This is a genomic window from Algorimicrobium echini, assembly GCF_900115185.1.
Classification (GTDB): domain Bacteria; phylum Bacteroidota; class Bacteroidia; order Flavobacteriales; family Flavobacteriaceae; genus Algorimicrobium; species Algorimicrobium echini.
In genome coordinates this window covers 620,619-639,924 of sequence record NZ_FOVN01000001.1, presented here as the reverse complement: position 1 = coordinate 639,924, position 19,306 = coordinate 620,619, and the positions used below count along the sequence as shown (strand labels likewise).

Sequence of the window (19,306 nt, the reverse complement as noted above, 5' to 3'; positions counted from 1 at the left end):
AGCCATGTTTTCAGAAAACAAAAAAAGTAAATTAGATTTAGAAACTACTTCTAATCAAAATTTGATAGCCAAAGGCACAAAAATGATTGGCGATTTAGAAAGTGAAGGCGATTTCCGTATTGATGGTACCGTAGAAGGCAGTATTAAAACACCAGGAAAAATTGTTGTCGGAAAATCGGGCTTTGTTAAAGGTACCATATCTGGTACTGATGCCTATTTTGAAGGAAAATTTTCTGGTACGTTAACGCTTTCTGGTACATTAACTTTAAAAAATTCAGCACAGATTGAAGGCGATGTAACATTAGGCAAGCTAGCTGTGGAGCCAGGAGCCATATTTAACGTTAACTGCGCCATGACAGGAGCAGCAAAAGATATCCAGAAAAATGAGCGCGAAAGAACCACAAAAAAAGCCAAACAAGAGGAGGTCGCCTAGTAAATTTATACAGTTTACCGCGACAGGGTTTCAAATGGGTGGTACCATCTGGTTAGGTAATGTATTAGGAAAATGGCTGGATGCAAAATACCAAACATCTAATTTAGAAAACATCATTACGCTCTTGGCCGTTTTTATTGCTATGTATTTAGTAATTAGTCAGGTTATAAAAATATCTAAAGACACAAAGGATAGTGATTAAAAAAATTGTTTTCTATATAATTAGCTTTTTAGTTTTATTTACGGTCTCTTCTAGTGTGCATGTATTCATATTGAATTCCATGGCACTTAATTTAAGTATTCCATTAGTGTCTGTTTACCTGTTTCATTTTGTTATATCGTTATTTATATGTGTTGGTTTTGCGCTATTAGAAGCAACACATAAATGGTCGCATCAGTTGGGTTTTGTGTATCTATTCACGTTTATTGGAAAACTCATTCTCTTTGCGTTGTTCTTTAATTACACCCTTTTTAAAAAGGAAAACTTAAGCTTGGTGGAAGGCTTAAATTTGTTAATACCGCTATTCCTGTTTCTTTTTTTAGAAGTGTATTTCATATCTAAAATAATAAGTAAAAAACAGTACTAAATAATAATAAAAAAAAGTAATTGTTTTTTCAATATTTTCCGTAGTTTTGCACCGAATTTAAAAACACAGTTTTTTTGATTTTTTTAACAATGAAGGTAGCTAAACAAACTTTTAAATTTTACACGTTAGTCGTTATGCTTTTTGCAAGTTTTTTTGCAATGGCTGGAAACACTACTGAAATAGGGGAAGATAAAGAAGGTCAGGTAGATACAAAAGAAAAAGTAGATGCCTATATTTCACATCACCTTAAGGACTCGCATGATTTTTCATTGTTTTCTTATACCAATGATGCAGGCGAGCGTAAACATGTTGGTTTTCCATTGCCAGTAATTATTTGGACTAGTAATGGTTTAGTGACTTTTATGTCTTCAGAATTTCATCATAATGATAACGGAGAGGTTATTGTTGAAAAAGATGGTTTGAAATTCGCAAAAATTCACTCAAAAATATATGAGTTAGAAGCTGGTGCAGAAGCAGTGTCTTTTGATGAAGAACACCACGCAACCAATGCGCATAAGGTGTTAGATTTTTCTATCACAAAAAGTGTTGTTGGTATCTTATTAATAGGCTTGTTAATGTTTATATGGTTTGCTGGTTTGGCAAGACAATATAAAACAAAACAAGTTCCTACAGGTTTTGGTCGTGTATTGGAACCATTAGTTTTATATGTTAGAGATGAAATTGCAAGACCAAATATTGGTGAAAAACACTACAGAAAATTCACAGGCTATTTATTAACGGTATTTTTCTTTATTTGGATTTTAAACTTATTAGGTTTAACTCCATTTGGATTTTATGTAACTGGGCAATTAGCGGTAACAGCTTGTTTGGCTATTTTTACATTAATTATTTATACCGCAAATGGAAATAAAGATTACTGGATGCACATGTTGTGGATGCCAGGTGTACCAGTGTTAATTAGACCCGTTTTGGCAATCATTGAAATAGCAGGAGCATTCTTGATTAAGCCTTTTTCATTATTGGTGCGTTTATTTGCCAATATTACAGCGGGACACACAGTTGTAATGGCTTTAATTGCTATTATGTTCGTTATGAAAGATTCTTTAGGTGTTGTAGGTGCTACAGGTTTATCGTTTCTTTTATCAGTTTTAATTATGTTGATTGAATTTTTAGTAGCTTTTTTACAAGCCTATATCTTTACCATGCTTTCGGCATTGTTTATTGGTATGGCTGTAGCGGAGCACGACCATGATCATGCGCATGATGAGCATGGACATGAAGTTCCCGACGCAGAAGATGTGAGAGGCGATTTCATTTAATACGAGTTTTTTTAATTTAACTATAAATATTTTTACTATGTACAATTTAATTGGAGCAGGTTTAATCGTAATCGGAGCAGGTATTGGTCTTGGTCAAATTGGTGGAAAAGCAATGGAAGGTATTGCACGTCAGCCAGAAGCAACAGGGAAAATCCAAACAGCAATGATTATTGTTGCAGCACTTTTAGAAGGATTAGCATTTGGTGCATTAATCTTAGGAAAAGGTTAATCAGCAACGACGCTAAAAAAGCAAAATAGAGTCTCTGCAACGGTTGGTTGCAGAGCCTATTTTAAAAAAGTTAAAAAAATCAATTTTTATAAGAAATGGGAGATTTATTAAACGATTTTTCACCAGGATTATTTGTAGTACAAACCATACTACTTTTACTATTAATAGTATTAATGGTGAAATTTGCTTGGAAACCAATTATGAACTCTTTAAATGAAAGAGAAGAAGGTATTCAAGGTGCGTTAGATGCAGCAGAAAAGGCAAAGCGTGAAATGCAAAACCTTCAAGCTAGTAATGAGAAATTGTTACAAGAAGCACGTCTAGAGCGTGAGTCTATGCTTAAGGAAGCGCGTGAAATGAAATTGAAAATGATTGAAGACGCAAAAGCTGAAGCGCAAGCCGAAGCAGGTAAATTAGTTGCTAATGCGCAAGTTGCCATTGAAAATGAAAAGAAAGCGGCTATAGCAGAACTAAAAACTCAAGTTGCTTCATTATCAATTGAAATCGCTGAAAAAGTAGTTCGCGAAGAATTATCTAATAAAGACAAACAAATGAAATTGGTTGAGTCTATGTTAGGAGAAGCAACGTTAAATTAAATATTAATTAAAAATGCTTTTTCAATTGAATGGTAATTTTCAATAGAATAAGTTTAATATAGCTATGGCAGAAACACGAGCAGCAATACGTTACGCAAAAGCGGCATTAAGTTTAGCAACCGATAAGCAGGTTGCCGAAGCTATTAATTCGGATATGGTTTTAATCTATACAACCATTCAAGATAATCCAGAGCTAGACGAGGCTATTAAAAATGCAGTTGTTAAATCTGAAGATAAAAAAGCTATTTTATCAAAAGTATTTCCTAATGTAAATGCTATGGTACAGGAGCTATTTAAAGTTTTAGATGCTAATAAGCGTTTAGATTTAATAGGAGCTGTAGCTAATAAATATACCGAATTGTTTGATATTCAAAACGGTAAAGAATCTGCTACGGTAACAACGGCAGTTCCTATTACTGAAGAAGTAGAAGCAAAAGTATTAGCTAAAATAAAAGAGTTAACAAATAAAGCTGTAACGGTAAAAAATATCGTAGATGAAAGCATTTTAGGTGGTTTCATATTACGCGTTGGCGATATTCAATACAACGGTAGTATTGCTAACAAACTGAACACATTAAAAAGAGAATTTACAATAAACTAAATATAGTTAGATTCGGTGGTAACATCTTAATAATCTAACGTCTAATATCTAAATAAAGATGGCAGAAGTAAAACCAGCTGAAATATCAGCAATCTTAAAACAACAACTTTCAAATTTTGATGCAGGTGCATCATTAGATGAAGTAGGAACCGTATTAACGGTTGGTGATGGTATTGTACGTGCTTACGGACTTTCAAATGCGCAATATGGTGAATTAGTAGAATTCGATGGCGGATTAGAAGGTATCGTACTGAATCTTGAAGAAGACAATGTAGGTATCGTATTATTAGGAACTTCAGTAGGAGTAAGAGAAGGTTCTACCGTAAAACGAACAGGACGTATCGCATCTATTAAAGTAGGTGAAGGTATTGTTGGACGTGTTGTAGATACGTTAGGAAACCCTATAGATGGTAAAGGTCCTATTACTGGAGATACCTACGAAATGCCTTTAGAGCGTAAAGCGCCAGGTGTTATTTATAGAGAGCCAGTAACAGAACCATTACAAACAGGAATTAAAGCAATTGATGCTATGATTCCAGTTGGTAGAGGGCAGCGTGAGTTGGTTATTGGAGACAGACAGACCGGTAAAACTGCGGTTTGTATCGATGCTATCTTAAATCAAAAAGAATTTTATGATGCAGGTGAGCCTGTATATTGTATATATGTTGCTGTTGGACAGAAAGCTTCAACGGTGGCACTTATTGCTAAAACTTTAGAGGAAAAAGGTGCTTTAGCCTATACAACTATTGTTGCTGCAAATGCATCTGATCCTGCTGCTATGCAAGTTTATGCACCGTTTACAGGCGCATCAATTGGTGAGTATTTTAGAGATACGGGTCGTCCAGCTTTAATTGTATTTGATGATTTATCAAAGCAAGCTGTTGCTTATCGTGAAGTATCCTTATTATTAAGACGTCCACCAGGACGTGAGGCTTATCCAGGTGACGTTTTCTACCTACACTCTAGATTATTAGAGCGTTCTGCAAAAATCATTAATAATGATGCTATTGCTAAAGAAATGAATGACCTACCAGATGTTTTAAAGCCTTTAGTTAAAGGTGGTGGTTCTTTAACAGCATTGCCAATTATTGAAACTCAAGCAGGTGACGTATCAGCATATATTCCAACCAACGTAATTTCTATTACAGATGGTCAAATTTTCTTGGATGGAGATTTATTTAATTCGGGTGTACGTCCTGCCATTAACGTAGGTATTTCAGTATCTCGTGTTGGTGGTAATGCACAGATTAAATCCATGAAGAAAGTATCTGGTACCTTAAAATTAGATCAAGCACAATACCGCGAATTAGAAGCATTTGCTAAATTCGGATCTGATTTAGATGCCGTTACTTTAAATGTAATTAATAAAGGTAAACGCAACGTTGAAATTTTAAAACAAGCGCAAAATGATCCTTTTAAAGTGGAAGAACAAGTGGCAATTATCTATGCAGGATCTAAAAACTTGTTAAGAGATGTTCCAGTTGAGCAGGTAAAAGAATTTGAACGTGATTATTTAGAGTTTTTAAGAGCGAAGCATAGTGATATTTTAGCAACTTTAAAAGCTGGAAAATTAACTGACGAGGTTACAGATACCTTAACAACGGTTGCTAAAGATTTATCAGCAAAATACCGTAAATAACCCTCTCTGAAATCTCCCTTAAAGGAGAAATAGAATCGGGAAAATATATAGTTTAACTAATCAATACCTCTCCTGTGGAGAGGTTAGGAGCGGAAAAAATGGCAAACTTAAAAGAAATACGTAACAGAATATCATCGGTATCTTCTACCATGCAGATAACCAGTGCCATGAAAATGGTATCGGCTGCAAAGTTAAAGAAAGCGCAAGATGCTATTACAGCTATGCGTCCTTATGCAGATAAGTTAACCGAGCTTTTACAAGATTTAAGCGCAACGTTGGATGCTGATTCTGGAAGTAAATTTTCAGAACAACGCGATGTGAAAAAAGTACTTATTGTTGCTATAACTTCTAATAGAGGTTTATGTGGCGCTTTTAACTCCAATATAATCAAGGCAGTTAATAAGATAACTACAGAAAAATATGCCAACAAACACGTATCATATGTAGCTGTTGGTAAAAAGGCCAATGATGCTTTTAAGAAAACTGGTAACGTAATTGCAAATAAAAGTGACATTTTTGATGATTTAACTTTTGATAATGTTGCTGAATTGGCACAAATGCTCATGGATAAATTTGTAGCTGGCGAATTTGATAAAATCGAAATCGTTTATAACAAGTTTAAAAATGCAGCAACACAAGAAATCATGGTGGAGCAATTTTTACCAATTGTTCCAATTGAAAAAGATGATAATGTACAATTAGAGTATATTTTTGAACCTTCAAAAATTGAAATCGTTGAACAATTAATTCCAAAGTCTCTTAAAACACAATTATATAAAGGTATTAGAGATTCGTTTGCTTCTGAACATGGCGCGCGTATGACGGCTATGCATAAAGCAACCGATAACGCTACGGAATTACGTGATCAATTAAAATTAACATATAACAAAGCCCGTCAAGCTGCTATTACTAATGAAATTTTAGAAATTGTTGGTGGAGCAGAGGCCTTGAATAATTAAGCTTTTAATAGGCAAGTCAAACAGATAAGACCTTTCAAGTTTAAAACTTGGAAGGTCTTTTTTTATGCCTTATATTTATTTGATATATTAGAGAATCAACCTTTAACATCTAAAATAATGAGAACTAAATACATTGCTGTTTTGTGTATATATGTAATTACTAGTTGCTCAAGTTCAAAAACTAAAATCTCTGTGAATGATTTGGAGTTTCAAGAAAAGCCTCCTTTTGTATTGGAACATATCCAGTATCAACGTTGGGTTTCTGAAATTCCAGGTGAAGGTTTTGTCTATAATATGGGTATATCAGTTTTAGAAAATAAGAATTACGTTCAATTTGATAGTGTGTATTATAAGGGTTATGCTGCTAAAATAGAAGTTGGTAAAATGGGATATTTTGCGACTATTCAAACCCCAGAAAATCGGAAGGAAGATTTAATCATGAGTAATAAACAAGGTGAGGAATATGGGAATTCTACTAAAATATTACGAAATAAACAGTTTGATTTTGGCGAAAAAACCTGTGTTATTAAATATATAGAAAAAGATCAGGTCTTTTATTTTAAATACAATCAGGTAACAAAAAAGGAACTGTAAGATCATCCTAATACTGCACGATTTTTGGAATAATGACTGCGTTGCAAGTCCTGTATTAAAACCTTATATTTAGCACTTCAAATATGGAAACTTGGGTACTATAAAAACCTTTTTTAAGGACACAATAATTTATGGTTTGGCAACCGTTCTGCCAAGACTGATGAATCTTATTTTGGTTCGCCTGCAAACGGATAAATTAGAAACCTCAAGTTATTCTGATAATACAACGTTTTACGTTTACGCTGCATTTTTTAATGTTCTTTTGACTTATGGAATGGAAACGGCTTTTTTCAGATTTTTCACTAAACACGAAGAGAAGGACAAGGTATTTTCAACTACACTGATTAGCCTTACGGTTTCAACCATTCTATTTTTAATTGCTGTTGTAATTTTTAATGAACAGCTGGCTAATTTGGTGAATCTAAACCAAACCTATTTCAATCTATTGATTGGTGTTTTGGTGTTAGATGCACTTGTCGTTGCGCCTTTTGCCTATTTGAGAGCTACTGGAAGACCTATTAAATTTACGGCAATAAAATTGTCCAATGTCATAATTTTTGTAATTCTAAACTATTTCTTTCTTTGGGCAATTCCTGAATTTGGAATCAACTTTCCAGGCTACAATCCAAACGATTTGGTGCAGTACATTTTTATAGCTAATCTTTGTGCAAGTATTACAACGCTGCTATTATTATCGCCTTATTTCTTTAAAACAAAACTTCAGTTTAGTAAAACTATTTTCAAACAATTACTCAATTATGGTTGGCCAATAATGGTAGCCGGTTTGGCTTATGTTATCAACGAAAATTTCGATAAATGGTTATTGCCAGAAATGTTGGGAAAATCAATAAACGGAGCTTATAGTGGTTGCTATAAAATTGCGGTTTTTATGACCATCTTTATTCAAGCTTTCAGACTTGGAGCTGAACCCTTCTTTTTCAATCATGCTAAAGAATTGAATGCAAAAGAAACCTATGCCAGAATTATGAAGTACTTTGTCATTTGTGGTAGCCTCATGTTTGTTTTTACAGTCGCTTTCCTTGATCAGTTTAAAATGCTACTCGTTCAAGATGAATCCTATTGGATTGCCATAGATATTGTTCCTATTGTCCTATTAGCAAACCTTTGCTTAGGTATTTATTTCAATTTGGCTATTTGGTATAAACTCACTGATAAAACACGCTTCGGGATGTATATTTCTATTTTCGGAGCCATTATAACTATTACGTTTAACTATATAATGATTCCTAAAATTGGATTCATGGCATCGGCTTGGGCCACATTAGCCGCTTATGGTAGTATGATGCTCGTTTCATATCAATTAGGAAAAAAGCATTATCCTGTTCCTTATGATATTAAGAGAATAGGCAGTTATTTGGTATTGGCAACCCTAATTTCCGCTGTTTCGTATTACGGATTTAATGCCAATTACTATGTGAGTACCATTTTAGTTTTAGTATTTTTGGGAATCGTTTATATCTCAGAACGAAAAGATATCAAACAATTATTAAAATCATAATATGACAATTAAAATCATTAACAAATCCAATCACGCCTTACCACACTATGAAACCATAGCATCAGCAGGAATGGATTTACGAGCCAATTTATCAGAATCTAGAGTTTTAAAGCCTTTAGAACGAAGCATTGTTGGCACTGGCCTTTTTATAGAATTACCAGTTGGTATTGAAGCGCAGGTAAGACCACGAAGTGGGTTAGCTGCTAAAAAAGGAATTACGGTTTTAAATGCGCCTGGAACAATTGATGCCGACTATAGAGGCGAAATTGGTGTTATTTTGGTAAACCTATCAAATGAAGATTTTACCATAGAAAATGGCGAACGAATTGCGCAATTAGTTATTGCCAAACACGAACGTGCGGAATGGGAACAGGTGGAGATCTTATCTGATACTGATCGAGGTGAAGGCGGTTTTGGGAGTACAGGTGTAAAATGATGGCGAATTATGATTAAAGATTTTGATTTCAGAAGGATAAGAAATAGCTCATTTCTGAAACAAATCAACAACGAAACAAAAAACGAATCAACTTTAAAAGATGAAAATAATAGTACCCATGGCAGGACGCGGTTCGCGTCTGCGTCCACACAGTTTAACAGTACCAAAACCATTAATACCAGTTGCTGGTGAACCTATAGTTCACAGGTTGGTAAAAGATATTGTAAAAGTTCTTAATCAACCTGTTGATGAAATTGCCTTTGTTTTGGGCGATGCAGCGTGGTTTGGTGATGATGTAGTGAGCAGTTTAAAAGCTTTAGCAGCATCTTTAGGTGCTAAAGCATCTATTTACCGTCAAGATGAGCCGCTAGGAACAGGACATGCTATTATGTGTGCTAAAGAGTCGTTATCAGGTCCAACCGTAATTGCCTATGCCGACACTCTAATTCGTGCCGATTTCAAACTAGATCAAGAAGCCGATTCCGTCATTTGGGTTAAAAAAGTAGACAAGCCAGAAGCGTTTGGTGTTGTAAAATTAAATGATAATAACGAAATTGTGGAACTCGTAGAAAAGCCTAAATTCTTTGTAAGCGATTTAGCAGTTATTGGTATATACTACTTTAAAGATGTTAGCGTTTTAAAAGAAGCTCTACAATACGTACTAGATAATAATATTGTTAATGGTGGTGAATACCAAATTAACGATGGTATAAAGCGGATGATGGCCGATGGAAAAATCTTTAAAACAGGTCAAGTAGATGAGTGGATGGATTGTGGAAATAAAGCGGTTACCGTTGAAACAAACGCAAGAATGCTTGGGTTTTTAGAGAAAGATGGCGAGGAATTAATAGCATCAAATTTAAAAATTCATAACTCCAAAATCATTCAACCGTGTTTTATTGGTGAAAATGTCGTGATTAAAGATGCTACTATTGGCCCTAATGTATCCATTGGAAATAATTGTACTATTGAAGCATCAACCGTTAAAAATAGCTTAATTCAGAATCATACCTCTATAAAAAATGCTACTTTAGACGAAGCCATGATTGGTAACCATGTAACCTTTGATGGTAATTTTACTAAAATAAGTATCGGTGATTATTCGGTTATGGAGTAAAATTCCTGCGAAAGCAGGAAGCTCATAATAAACGAGCAAGAACATTGGGACAACTATAAAAAGGCAAACAGTTTTATTTAATTTTTTGAAACAACTTTTTGTTTTGAGAATTGATTATATAATTCATTAAGATTTGAAATAAATACAAGATACCTGCTTTCGCAGACATATTATGAAACAAAAAATCTATATACTCATAAGTCTCTTCGGAATTTTTACATTTCCGCAGACAACGTATGCGCAAATAGATTATAATAAAATTAATCAAGATGATTTAGGTGATGTAGAAGATTTACAACAAGAGTATTTCTTTGAAGCCTTAAAACAAAAAGGGATTGAAAACTATGATCGTGCAGCAAAAGCCCTCCTTAAATGCTTGGAATTAGATGATTCTAAATCGGTTTACTATTACGAATTAGGTAAAAATTATAACAAGCTTAAAAATTTTGGCGCTGCAGAAGATGCGCTTAAAGATGCCGTAAAAATGGAACCTGATAACGAGTGGTATTTGGACGAACTTTACGAAGTCTATGCACAGCAGGATGACTATGACAAAGCTATTAAAGTTGTTAAGCAATTAGTAAAATACCACCCAGACTATAAAGAGGATTTAGCAACTTTATATGTTAAAACTAAAAACTATAATGATGCTTTAGATGTATTAGATGAAATGGATGCCGAATTAGGTATTTCAATGACTAGAGATGTGATAAGAAATCAGATTTACGAAATTACAGGTAAAAAGAAAGAACAAATAGAGAATTTGGAGGATCGCGTGGAAGATCATCCCGATGAAGAAACAAATTATTTAGCTTTAATTTATCGTTACAGTGAAAATAACGAGAAGGATAAAGCCTTTGAAACCGCTAAAAAACTATTAGAAGCAAAACCCAATTCGCAATTAGCACATTTAGCATTATACAAGTTTTACATAGAAGATAACCATCCTGAAGAGGCCATTGCGTCCATGAAAATAGTCATTCAAAGTCCTCAAATAAAACCAGAAGCAAAAATGATGGTATTATCAGACTTTGTAAATTTTGTTTCAGAAAACCCAGAATACGAAGCCGATTTAATTGAAGCTACGGCTTTGGTTACTGAAGATAATAAAGGAACCTCTTCTTTAGAAGTAGCGCAATATTATCTTAAAAAAGGTGAGAAAGATAAAGCCCTATCATATTACGAAAAAGCATTGGAAAAGGATGCAGATAATTTTGGCATTACTAGAAACATTTTATTGCTCCATATCGATTTAAAAAATTATAAAAAAGCGCAAACCATGAGTGCTTCAGCATTAGATAAATATCCATCTCAACCTATATTTTATTTGGTGAATGGTGTTGCCTTAAACGAACTTAAAAAACCAAAAGAAGCCATAGAAACGTTAGAAATGGGTCTGGATTATATTATTGAAGACACCAAAATGCAAGCTGATTTTTACAAACAATTGAGTGTGGCATATACTCAATTGAACAATACAAACAAGGCAAAAACGTTTATAGAAAAAGCCCAACAACTAGAGTCCTCCAATTAATGAATAAAACATATAATTATCCATGGCTTATAACACTCCTGTTTTTAGTGGTTATGAGTTGCAAATCAACAGCTAGCTTAACGTCAGGTGAAGCCAATTTAGCACTTTCCAAAAAAGATGTTTTAAAAGCACATCAAAAAAATACACCTGATTTTAAAACCATGCAAGCCAAAGTTCGTGTGGTTTATACGGAAGGCACGAAATCGCAAACCCATACCGTAAATTTGCGTATGGAAGCGGATAAAACCATTTGGATAAATTCGGCTTTAAATTTAATTCGGGTGATGATAACACCGGAAAAAGTGCAGTTTTATAACAAAATAGATAATACGTATTTTGATGGTGATTTCAGTTATTTAAGTGATTTGTTAGGTACGGAATTGGATTACAATAAAGTCCAAAATTTACTTTTAGGAAATGCCATTTTCAATTTAGATAAAAACAACTATAACATGTCTGTTTATGAAGACGCGTATTTGTTTCAACCCAAAGAACAAATAGCGCTTTTCGAGTTGTTTTATATTGTTAATGCTTCTCATTTCAAGATGAATTCCCAACAGTTGCAACAACCAAGAGAATCCCGATTTTTGCAAGTCGATTATTTAAATTATCAAATTATTGATAAACAAAGTTTACCAGAACAATTAAAAATAATAGCTTTGGAAGGTGACGATGAAACCATTATTGAATTGGAAATAAAATCAGTTAGCTTGAATGAAGAAGTACGATTTCCGTTTAAAATTCCTTCAGGATTTGATAAAATTGATTTAAAGTAATCATGATAAAACCAACGCAAACATATTCTCTAGTATTAGGATTTCTTTTGATGTCTGTTTTAGGCTTTTCGCAAAGTAAAAAGCAACAGGAATTAGAAGAGCGCAGGCAAGCTTTACGTACCGAAATTAAACAAATTAACGAGTTACTGTTTAAGGATAAAACCAAACAGAAATCGCAAATATCGTTGATTGAAGATGTGAATTACCGCGTAAATGTGCGTAAAAATCTCATTCAGGTTACCAATCAGCAAGCCAATTTATTAACGCGAGAAATAAACGACAATCAAAATAAAATTACCGAATTACGGGATGAACTGGAAACACTAAAAGCCAGTTATGCCAAAATGATTGAAACATCGTACAAAAGCAAAAGTGAGCAAAGTCGCGTGATGTTTTTATTATCGTCCACTAATTTTAAGCAAGCCTATAAACGTGTTCAATATTTAAATCAGTATGCCAATTACCAGAAGGAGCAAGGCGAATCCATAAAAACCAAAACAGCCGAACTTCAAGAAACCAATACCGATTTATTACGCCAAAAAGCGGACAAACAAAAGCTGATTGAAGAAAACCGCGTTGCACAGCGTGAACTAGAAAAGGAGCTTGTTCAGCATAGGGAGTTAATGGCTTCTATAACTAAAAATTTAACGAATTATACCGCTCAAATAAAGAAAAAGCAACGTGAAGCTGATCAGATTGATCGTGAGATAGAAAAAATTATTCGCGAAGCTATTGCAGCATCCAACAAAAAAGCGGGGAAAACAACAACCGCATCTAGTGGTTTTGCCTTAACACCAGAAGCAGCAGCTTTAGCCAAAGATTTTGTTTCTAATAAAGGTAAATTATTATGGCCTGTTGAAAAAGGGGTTGTTAAAGTCCGTTATGGAAAACAACCGTCTCCATTGGTGCCAAGTGTTATGATACAAAGTACAGGCGTCCGTATTGCTACCGAAAAAAATGCCCAAGTACGGGCTGTTTTTAATGGCGAAGTATTGCGTGTTATCTCCTCTAAAAACGGAAACCCAACCCTATTAATTCAGCATGGTAATTACATTACAGCCTATTCTAATTTGTCAAAAATATATGTGAAGAAAGGCGATAAGGTAAGCACCAAGCAACCCGTAGGCGAAGTATTTACCAATCCAGCCAACGGCGAAACCATTTTGAGTTTTAGTGTTTTTAAAGAAACCAAAACGGTCAATCCTGCGGAATGGATTTATAGGATGTAAAATAATCCCTTTGAAAAAAGGGATCTCTTTTACGATGTTTGACTATCATCAAAACCCCAAAAATTACGTATAACTACGTATTTTATAAACGGTATATTTAGCCTAGGTTTGTTAGCGAACCATTTAAAAATAAAAGATGAATTTTACAAAACAAAACAAAACAAAACAAAACAAAACAAGTTAAACCTATATTTCTATGGTTTACAATTTTACTAGCCTGTTTAGTTATTACTAATTGCCAAAAGGATGATGATATCCAAAATGCTGTTACCGCAGAAGAATACAAACAGAAACCAATTACCATTTCAACAATTCCTCAAAACCAGTTTATAGCGAACAAAAAAGTATGGTCAAAAATTGGTGCTTTAAAAACTGAACTAGCTGAATTTAGCAAAACAAGTCAAAATAGAACTGTTCATTCAAATGAAGCTGGTCTTTCCATTGATACTGATTTCGCGACTTATATTGAGTTTGAAAACGGATATCATTCCTACACTTTTTTGGTTACTAATACACCTTCAGGTGAAGGTTTACAGAATATTCTTTTAAGTTTACAAGATGATGGAAGCTATAAAGAATTTCTTGTTCATTATGATATTACAGATGAAGAAATTACTCGTTTGGACAATAGAGAAGAAGTAGATTTCTCTAATCGTTTTAGTATGATCGAAATTGAGGGCGGCTTTTCAAATCAACTATTTTCCAAAGTGCTATACCAAGATGATTGCATACTTATGGAATATATACCAGACACCTGTAGTTCAGGCAACCATGTTTATGGGCAAGCATGTGAATATGATGAGGATGATGGCAATCCAAATACTAATCCGCCTCCAAATTCAGGGGAAATTATAGTTACTGAATTTACATGTAATCCAAGTGGTGGTCCATCAGGAGGAGGAGCACCAAGTAATGGAGGTACACCTCCGCCTTATAATCCTGGTAACGGTCATGGTAATGGTAGTACAGGCGGGAATACCTCATCTCCTACTACTTCTTGCAAAGGTAAATGTGTACCGATAGGTGATATAGATTTTGAATGCACTGGAACGGAACCATTTAATGGCCCATCAGCTAATTTAAATTTATCAGCAGAAGAAGTGTGTTTTTTATTAAACAATCTTTTATTAAAAGATCAGTTAGATACATATTTAGAGGAAAACGGTAATGATGAATTTGCTGAAGCTGCTGTAGAAGCATGGTTGCTTGATGGTGAGGTGGATTGGGATGAAGAATTGATTTTAGATAGTGATCTAAAAAATAACACTTGTCTTAATTCTGTTTATATAGAAATGGGCAAAGCTCCAACTTTTGCAAATTATTTAAGTAACTTTGATAGTGATATGTCTGTTGCTAATTTAAAATTAACATCAAATACAAATTTAATTAGCGGTACAAATGCGCAAACAAGCCCTCCGCAAAATTATTTAATAACTATTACCTTTAATGAAAACAATTTAGATAGACCAAACTTATCTATAGCAAGAACTTTTATTCATGAAATAATTCATGCAGAAGTTTTTAGGAAATTACTTAGCGCTGCAAATCAACCTAATCTTAATTACACTCAATATACAGAGGAACAATGGCGTAATTATATTATTAATTTACGGAATAATTTTGAAGGATTATATGACTATTATATGCGATGGAAGTGGGACGTTCCGCATGATCAAACTCCTTCAGACCCTCAACATGAAGCCATGGCTCAACATTATAGGGATATAGTTATACAGGCTCTTATGGAATATGACCCAAATCAAACGAATGATGTCTATGAAGCTTTGGCATGGGAGGGTCTGATGGGAAGTGGCACTTTCAACGCTACTACAGGTTTATATTCAAATTCTACGGTAGCTTGGTCTAATTTGAGTCAACAAGAAAGATTAAATACTTTAAGCGTGATAAATACTTTTAAATCTTCTAATCCAAACTGTCAATAATAATGAAAAAATATAATCTACTAATTTTAATTCTTATGCTCACTGTAGGATGTGCTAAAAGAAATGACGTAAATCTATTGAGAAGCGAATTAAATGAACTTAAAAATTCTCATAAAACTTTAGATAAAGAATTGGATTCTATTAAAAAACTGTATGTAATGCCTTTTAAGCTTTACGAAAGCATTGTAACTAATGAAAAAGAAATTGAACCTGATTCAATTATACAAGATTACAAAAAATTAATAGATAGATATCCAAACTCATTTTGGAAACACGAATCAGAAAAAAGAATTAAAAATATTGAAATGCGAAAAAAGTATTGGACAAAAAAAGACGGTTGGAAATTAGATGGTTTTCCGAAAAAACCCCTTGTTGATGAGGAAACAATTAGTTGCCCAGGTTGTTGATGATTACACTATTAAAACAAATAGGTAATTAAAAAAACTAAGCAAAAACAGCCTGAATTTTCGTTCAGGCTGTTTTATATTATACAAAATCGATCTTTTACTCAAACAACGCCTTCAATTCCGTAGCATCATTCGGTTTCATTTTTCCAGCTAAAACCAAACTCAATTGTTTACGTCTTAAGGCTGCTGCGTAACGTTCATTTTCTAATTTGGTTTCAGGTTCAATTTCTGGTACTTGAATTGGTCGTCCGGTTTCATCAACAGCTACAAAGGTGTAAATTGCTTCGTTTGCTTTATCGCGTATGCCAGATTCACGGTCTTCAATCCAAACGTCCAAGAACACCTCCATAGAGGTTTTAAACGCCCGAGATACTTTAGCTTCAACAGTCACCACACTTCCTAAAGGTACGGAACGGTTAAAAGCCACATGGTTTACAGAAGCGGTAACCACAATTCGACGACTATGACGTCTGGCAGCAATACTAGCTGCTCGATCCATACGCGCTAATAGTTCGCCTCCAAATAAATTATTAAGTGGATTGGTTTCGCTTGGTAGTACCAAGTCGGTCATGATGGTTTTGGATTGTTCGGGTGTTTTAGGTGTCATGCGGTCATTTTTTAAATGCGCTGCAAAGGTATGATGAAAAAGTGGAATTATACTTCTCGATACAATCTTTCGTTCCTCAAGATCACTCGAAGTGACACCTATTGTTAATTAAGGGTATCTGATTATAATGTTATCCACGTCAGTTCGCGTGTTCATTTAAGCGATAGCTCAAAATGAACGTATCGAGAACTACTTCTCAATTAAATTTCTTTCTAGATAAATTCGGTAGTTTTTCAAATTCACCGTTTATTAAGGCTTCTTTCTTTACGCGTGACCATTTTTTGATTTGCTTTTCACTTTGAATGGCTAATCGAATATCTGTGAATTCCGTATAAAAAGCAAGAGTCAACGGTCGTCTTTTAAACGTATAACTATCTAAATATTTTCCTGATTGATGTTCTAAAAAGCGTTTTTCTATATTGGAAGTGACACCTGTCTAATAGGAGTCGTCAGCACAAAGTAATATGTAGACGTATGATAATTTCACATTTAATATTTGGCTTCTCGATACATCACGACAAAAAAGTCGTGACACTCGAAGTGACGCGTCGTTTTTATTGAAAGTATATAGTTTTGTTAAAAGTCCACGTCAGTTCGCGTGTTCATTTTAGCGATAGCTCAAAATGAAAGTATCGAGAACGAGAACGAAAAAAAAACTACTCCTCAATAGCCTTCACCAACAACCAAGCATCACTATTATGTGTTTTTTTAACATCACGTAAGGCTTGAAGGGCTTCTAATCGGTCTTCATAACTAGCGTAAACCACTTCATGTAAACCGTATTTATTGGTGCCGATTTTGCGTGCTGCATAACCCAACTCTTTTAGTTGGTTGACTTTTTTATCGCTATTTTCTTCAAGGCGAAAGGCACCAGCAACAATGTGATAGTTCCCATACTGCTTTTTCACGTTAAGCGTAACAGCCGGTAAAGGGTTATTAATGACAAATGTCGCTTCTTGAATTTTGCTTTCCAATTGGGTGTTGGCTTCCTCTTGTGCTAATTGATTATGTGTTTCAATCTGATTCACGTAATAATTAGAAGCTGCAAAACCACCAATAGTTAAAGCAATTAAACCAACAGCAGCATATTTTAAATAGCCACGAGATTGGCGTCTTTGTGGTGTTACTGCAATTGGAACTACTTTTTCAATAGCTTCTACCGTTTCTTTATGAAGGTCTCGAGTTACTTCAGGTGAAGTAAATTGAGATAAACCAAACGCATCCGTTAAATAGTTAAAACTATAGGATGGTTCAAATAACATTTTTCCTTCGTTGTTTAATGATAAACTACCAATGTTTTCAAAAGCAATGGTTTCACCTTCAACTAAATAGGATTTTAAGTATTTTACGCGTTTTTTAATTTTTTTAGAAGCTTCTTCGTAAGGGATTTTCTCAACATCAGCAATGTAACGTGCTAATAAACCATCATTTTCTTGAATTTGCTCATTAAAAGATAACACCTTTTTTGGTGGATAAAAAGCATGTGTTGTTTCATGAATTGTTGCTGACGTTTTTCGTGTTAAAAACGAGCCAAATTCAGGGACAGTCACACATTCGTAACGGTAAAGTAAATCGCTTATGTAAGGTTCTAATTGCATAGAAACAAAGTTAGAAATTTTTGAACATGAACAAAAAATCTTGCTAACAATTTATTAACATCTTAAAATTTCTTTACTTGTAAGTTGAAAATCAAAAGGCTACCATGACCGACACGCACTTATTACATATTTTAGCACTGCAACGTGTGCCGTTTATTGGTGATATTACGGCCAAAAAACTGATTAATCATTGTGGTTCGGTGGAAGCGGTTTTTCAAGAAAAAAAACACCATTTACTTCAAATAGATGGGATAGGAACCCATGTGTTACGCGATTTACATAATAAAAGTCATTTTAAAGCGGCCGAAGCGGAAATGCAGTTTATTTCTGAAAGCAATATTCAATGTTTGTATTTTATGGATGAAAACTATCCGCAATTATTAAAACAATGCATTGATAGTCCTGTTTTATTATTTCAAGCGGGACATGTAAACCTAGAAAATCAACGGATTATTAGCATTGTTGGTACACGGAAAATTACCAGTTCTGGAATTGCTTTTTGTAATAAGTTAATTGAAGAGCTCGTACCTTTCAATCCCGTTATTGTTTCAGGCTTTGCTTACGGAACTGATATTACTGCACAGAAGGCAGCTATAAAACACGGTTTACAAACTATTGGCTGTTTGGCTCATGGCTTAAATCAGATTTATCCTAAAACACATAAAAAATATATGGTAGATGTAGAAAAAAATGGCGGGTTTTTAACTGATTTTTGGAGCTCTGATCCGTTTGATAGAAATAATTTTTTAAAACGAAATAGGGTGATTGCTGGTATGAGTCAGGCGACTATTGTTATTGAATCTGCTGAAAAAGGTGGGAGTTTGGTAACAGCCGATATTGCTAATTCTTATAACCGCGATGTTTTTGCCGTTCCCGGACGCACAACCGATAGCCAAAGCGTGGGTTGTAATAATTTAATAAAATTTCAGAAAGCACATTTGCTATCCACTCCGTTAGACATTCCGTATATGTTGAATTGGGAATTGGAAACCAAGCAGAAACCTACCATTCAAAAACAGTTGTTTGTGGAGTTGGAACCAGAGGAACAGAAAATTTATAGTTATCTACAAACGAAATCTAAAGAAGAATTGGATAGTATTGCTATAGACTGTAATCTACCAACTTATAAAGTAGCTAGCCTATTGCTAAATATGGAATTAAAAGGGGTTATTAGACCTTTACCTGGAAAGTTGTTTGAGATTATATAAAATTCCTGCGAAGA

21 protein-coding genes and 1 pseudogene are annotated in these 19,306 nt (G+C 34.2%); 19 read left to right on the top strand and 3 right to left on the bottom strand.

Features of this window, described 5'->3' with window-relative positions; genetic code table 11:
- Positions 1–4 precede the first annotated feature (4 nt).
- From BM239_RS02945 to BM239_RS02860, 18 genes are all read left to right on the top strand, one after another.
- The gene (locus tag BM239_RS02945; RefSeq protein WP_092206143.1) at positions 5–433 is read left to right on the top strand and encodes a bactofilin family protein; all 429 of its coding nucleotides are present in this window, start codon (positions 5–7) and stop codon (positions 431–433) included.
- Positions 384–635 (top strand): AtpZ/AtpI family protein, encoded by a 252-nt coding sequence (locus BM239_RS02940; protein WP_092206142.1) that lies wholly within the window; start codon positions 384–386, stop codon positions 633–635. The genes BM239_RS02945 and BM239_RS02940 overlap by 50 nt, the downstream gene beginning before the upstream one ends.
- Positions 628–1,020, top strand: coding sequence for a DUF6168 family protein (locus BM239_RS15285; RefSeq protein WP_245758179.1), 393 nt, complete (start codon positions 628–630; stop codon positions 1,018–1,020). Before BM239_RS02940 ends, BM239_RS15285 begins: the two co-directional genes overlap by 8 nt.
- A gap of 158 nt (positions 1,021–1,178) precedes the next feature.
- Positions 1,179–2,300, top strand: coding sequence for a F0F1 ATP synthase subunit A (gene atpB, locus BM239_RS02935; RefSeq protein ID WP_394333913.1), 1,122 nt, complete (start codon positions 1,179–1,181; stop codon positions 2,298–2,300).
- 37 nt (positions 2,301–2,337) lie between these two features.
- On the top strand, positions 2,338–2,529 hold the full coding sequence (atpE, locus tag BM239_RS02930; RefSeq protein ID WP_026754314.1) for an ATP synthase F0 subunit C: 192 nt from the start codon (positions 2,338–2,340) through the stop codon (positions 2,527–2,529).
- Between the two features lie 95 nt (positions 2,530–2,624).
- Complete coding sequence (locus BM239_RS02925; protein WP_092206141.1) at positions 2,625–3,125, top strand: F0F1 ATP synthase subunit B; 501 nt, start codon at positions 2,625–2,627, stop codon at positions 3,123–3,125.
- Positions 3,126–3,189: 64 nt separating this feature from the next.
- Entirely contained in the window at positions 3,190–3,726 is a 537-nt protein-coding gene (gene atpH, locus BM239_RS02920) for an ATP synthase F1 subunit delta (RefSeq protein WP_092206140.1), read from the top strand.
- 58 nt (positions 3,727–3,784) lie between these two features.
- Positions 3,785–5,365, top strand: a complete 1,581-nt coding sequence (gene atpA, locus BM239_RS02915; protein WP_092206139.1) for a F0F1 ATP synthase subunit alpha — start codon at positions 3,785–3,787, stop codon at positions 5,363–5,365.
- Positions 5,366–5,463: 98 nt separating this feature from the next.
- Positions 5,464–6,324, top strand: coding sequence for an ATP synthase F1 subunit gamma (gene atpG / locus BM239_RS02910; RefSeq protein WP_092206138.1), 861 nt, complete (start codon positions 5,464–5,466; stop codon positions 6,322–6,324).
- A 117-nt stretch (positions 6,325–6,441) separates the two neighbouring features.
- A complete protein-coding gene (locus BM239_RS02905) occupies positions 6,442–6,918 on the top strand; it encodes a hypothetical protein (RefSeq protein ID WP_092206137.1) in 477 nt (158 codons plus the stop codon).
- Positions 6,919–7,009: 91 nt separating this feature from the next.
- Positions 7,010–8,437 (top strand): oligosaccharide flippase family protein, encoded by a 1,428-nt coding sequence (locus BM239_RS02900; protein ID WP_092206136.1) that lies wholly within the window; start codon positions 7,010–7,012, stop codon positions 8,435–8,437.
- 1 nt (position 8,438) lies between these two features.
- Positions 8,439–8,873: a dUTP diphosphatase gene (gene dut, locus BM239_RS02895; protein WP_092206135.1), complete on the top strand. Its 435-nt coding sequence runs from the start codon at positions 8,439–8,441 to the stop codon at positions 8,871–8,873.
- A gap of 100 nt (positions 8,874–8,973) precedes the next feature.
- Positions 8,974–9,990 (top strand): sugar phosphate nucleotidyltransferase, encoded by a 1,017-nt coding sequence (locus BM239_RS02890; RefSeq protein ID WP_092206134.1) that lies wholly within the window; start codon positions 8,974–8,976, stop codon positions 9,988–9,990.
- 172 nt (positions 9,991–10,162) lie between these two features.
- A complete protein-coding gene (locus BM239_RS02885) occupies positions 10,163–11,524 on the top strand; it encodes a tetratricopeptide repeat protein (protein WP_092206133.1) in 1,362 nt (453 codons plus the stop codon).
- Complete coding sequence (locus BM239_RS02880) at positions 11,524–12,300, top strand: lipoprotein insertase outer membrane protein LolB1 (RefSeq protein ID WP_245758178.1); 777 nt, start codon at positions 11,524–11,526, stop codon at positions 12,298–12,300. The genes BM239_RS02885 and BM239_RS02880 overlap by 1 nt, the downstream gene beginning before the upstream one ends.
- Positions 12,301–12,302: 2 nt before the next feature.
- Positions 12,303–13,529, top strand: coding sequence for a murein hydrolase activator EnvC family protein (locus BM239_RS02875; protein ID WP_092206132.1), 1,227 nt, complete (start codon positions 12,303–12,305; stop codon positions 13,527–13,529).
- Between the two features lie 707 nt (positions 13,530–14,236).
- Positions 14,237–15,472, top strand: a complete 1,236-nt coding sequence (locus BM239_RS02865; protein ID WP_143094876.1) for a hypothetical protein — start codon at positions 14,237–14,239, stop codon at positions 15,470–15,472.
- 2 nt (positions 15,473–15,474) lie between these two features.
- Complete coding sequence (locus tag BM239_RS02860) at positions 15,475–15,879, top strand: hypothetical protein (RefSeq protein WP_092206129.1); 405 nt, start codon at positions 15,475–15,477, stop codon at positions 15,877–15,879.
- A 97-nt stretch (positions 15,880–15,976) separates the two neighbouring features.
- Here the strand turns inward: BM239_RS02860 and BM239_RS02855 are convergent, their stop codons facing one another.
- The 3 genes and pseudogenes from BM239_RS02855 to BM239_RS02845 form a co-directional block, all read right to left on the bottom strand.
- The gene (locus tag BM239_RS02855; protein WP_092206128.1) at positions 15,977–16,486 is read right to left on the bottom strand and encodes an acyl-CoA thioesterase; all 510 of its coding nucleotides are present in this window, start codon (positions 16,484–16,486) and stop codon (positions 15,977–15,979) included.
- Between the two features lie 196 nt (positions 16,487–16,682).
- A pseudogene (locus BM239_RS02850) lies at positions 16,683–16,973 on the bottom strand (GIY-YIG nuclease family protein).
- Positions 16,974–17,142: 169 nt separating this feature from the next.
- On the bottom strand, positions 17,143–18,084 hold the full coding sequence (locus BM239_RS02845) for an HU domain-containing protein (protein WP_092206127.1): 942 nt from the start codon (positions 18,082–18,084) through the stop codon (positions 17,143–17,145).
- A gap of 104 nt (positions 18,085–18,188) precedes the next feature.
- Between BM239_RS02845 and dprA the strand changes: the two genes are divergently transcribed.
- Positions 18,189–19,292 carry a DNA-processing protein DprA gene (gene dprA, locus BM239_RS02840; RefSeq protein ID WP_092206126.1) on the top strand — a complete coding sequence of 368 codons (1,104 nt, stop codon included), beginning with the start codon at positions 18,189–18,191 and terminating at the stop codon, positions 19,290–19,292.
- The last annotated feature ends 14 nt before the right edge of the window (positions 19,293–19,306 follow it).

Bases quoted from the DNA above. Each gene is read 5' to 3' on its own strand.
- atpA (WP_092206139.1), top strand. From the start codon at position 3,785: ATGGCAGAAGTAAAACCAGCTGAAATATCAGCAATCTTAAAACAACAA.
- BM239_RS02890 (WP_092206134.1), top strand. From the start codon at position 8,974: ATGAAAATAATAGTACCCATGGCAGGACGCGGTTCGCGTCTGCGTCCA.
- BM239_RS02860 (WP_092206129.1), top strand. From the start codon at position 15,475: ATGAAAAAATATAATCTACTAATTTTAATTCTTATGCTCACTGTAGGA.
- atpH (WP_092206140.1), top strand. From the start codon at position 3,190: ATGGCAGAAACACGAGCAGCAATACGTTACGCAAAAGCGGCATTAAGT.
- BM239_RS02845 (WP_092206127.1), bottom strand. From the start codon at position 18,084: ATGCAATTAGAACCTTACATAAGCGATTTACTTTACCGTTACGAATGT.
- atpE (WP_026754314.1), top strand. From the start codon at position 2,338: ATGTACAATTTAATTGGAGCAGGTTTAATCGTAATCGGAGCAGGTATT.
- dprA (WP_092206126.1), top strand. From the start codon at position 18,189: ATGACCGACACGCACTTATTACATATTTTAGCACTGCAACGTGTGCCG.
- dut (WP_092206135.1), top strand. From the start codon at position 8,439: ATGACAATTAAAATCATTAACAAATCCAATCACGCCTTACCACACTAT.
- BM239_RS02940 (WP_092206142.1), top strand. From the start codon at position 384: ATGAGCGCGAAAGAACCACAAAAAAAGCCAAACAAGAGGAGGTCGCCT.
- atpG (WP_092206138.1), top strand. From the start codon at position 5,464: ATGGCAAACTTAAAAGAAATACGTAACAGAATATCATCGGTATCTTCT.
- BM239_RS02855 (WP_092206128.1), bottom strand. From the start codon at position 16,486: ATGACACCTAAAACACCCGAACAATCCAAAACCATCATGACCGACTTG.
- BM239_RS02945 (WP_092206143.1), top strand. From the start codon at position 5: ATGTTTTCAGAAAACAAAAAAAGTAAATTAGATTTAGAAACTACTTCT.
- BM239_RS02885 (WP_092206133.1), top strand. From the start codon at position 10,163: ATGAAACAAAAAATCTATATACTCATAAGTCTCTTCGGAATTTTTACA.
- BM239_RS02880 (WP_245758178.1), top strand. From the start codon at position 11,524: ATGAATAAAACATATAATTATCCATGGCTTATAACACTCCTGTTTTTA.
- BM239_RS02925 (WP_092206141.1), top strand. From the start codon at position 2,625: ATGGGAGATTTATTAAACGATTTTTCACCAGGATTATTTGTAGTACAA.
- atpB (WP_394333913.1), top strand. From the start codon at position 1,179: ATGGCTGGAAACACTACTGAAATAGGGGAAGATAAAGAAGGTCAGGTA.
- BM239_RS02905 (WP_092206137.1), top strand. From the start codon at position 6,442: ATGAGAACTAAATACATTGCTGTTTTGTGTATATATGTAATTACTAGT.
- BM239_RS02875 (WP_092206132.1), top strand. From the start codon at position 12,303: ATGATAAAACCAACGCAAACATATTCTCTAGTATTAGGATTTCTTTTG.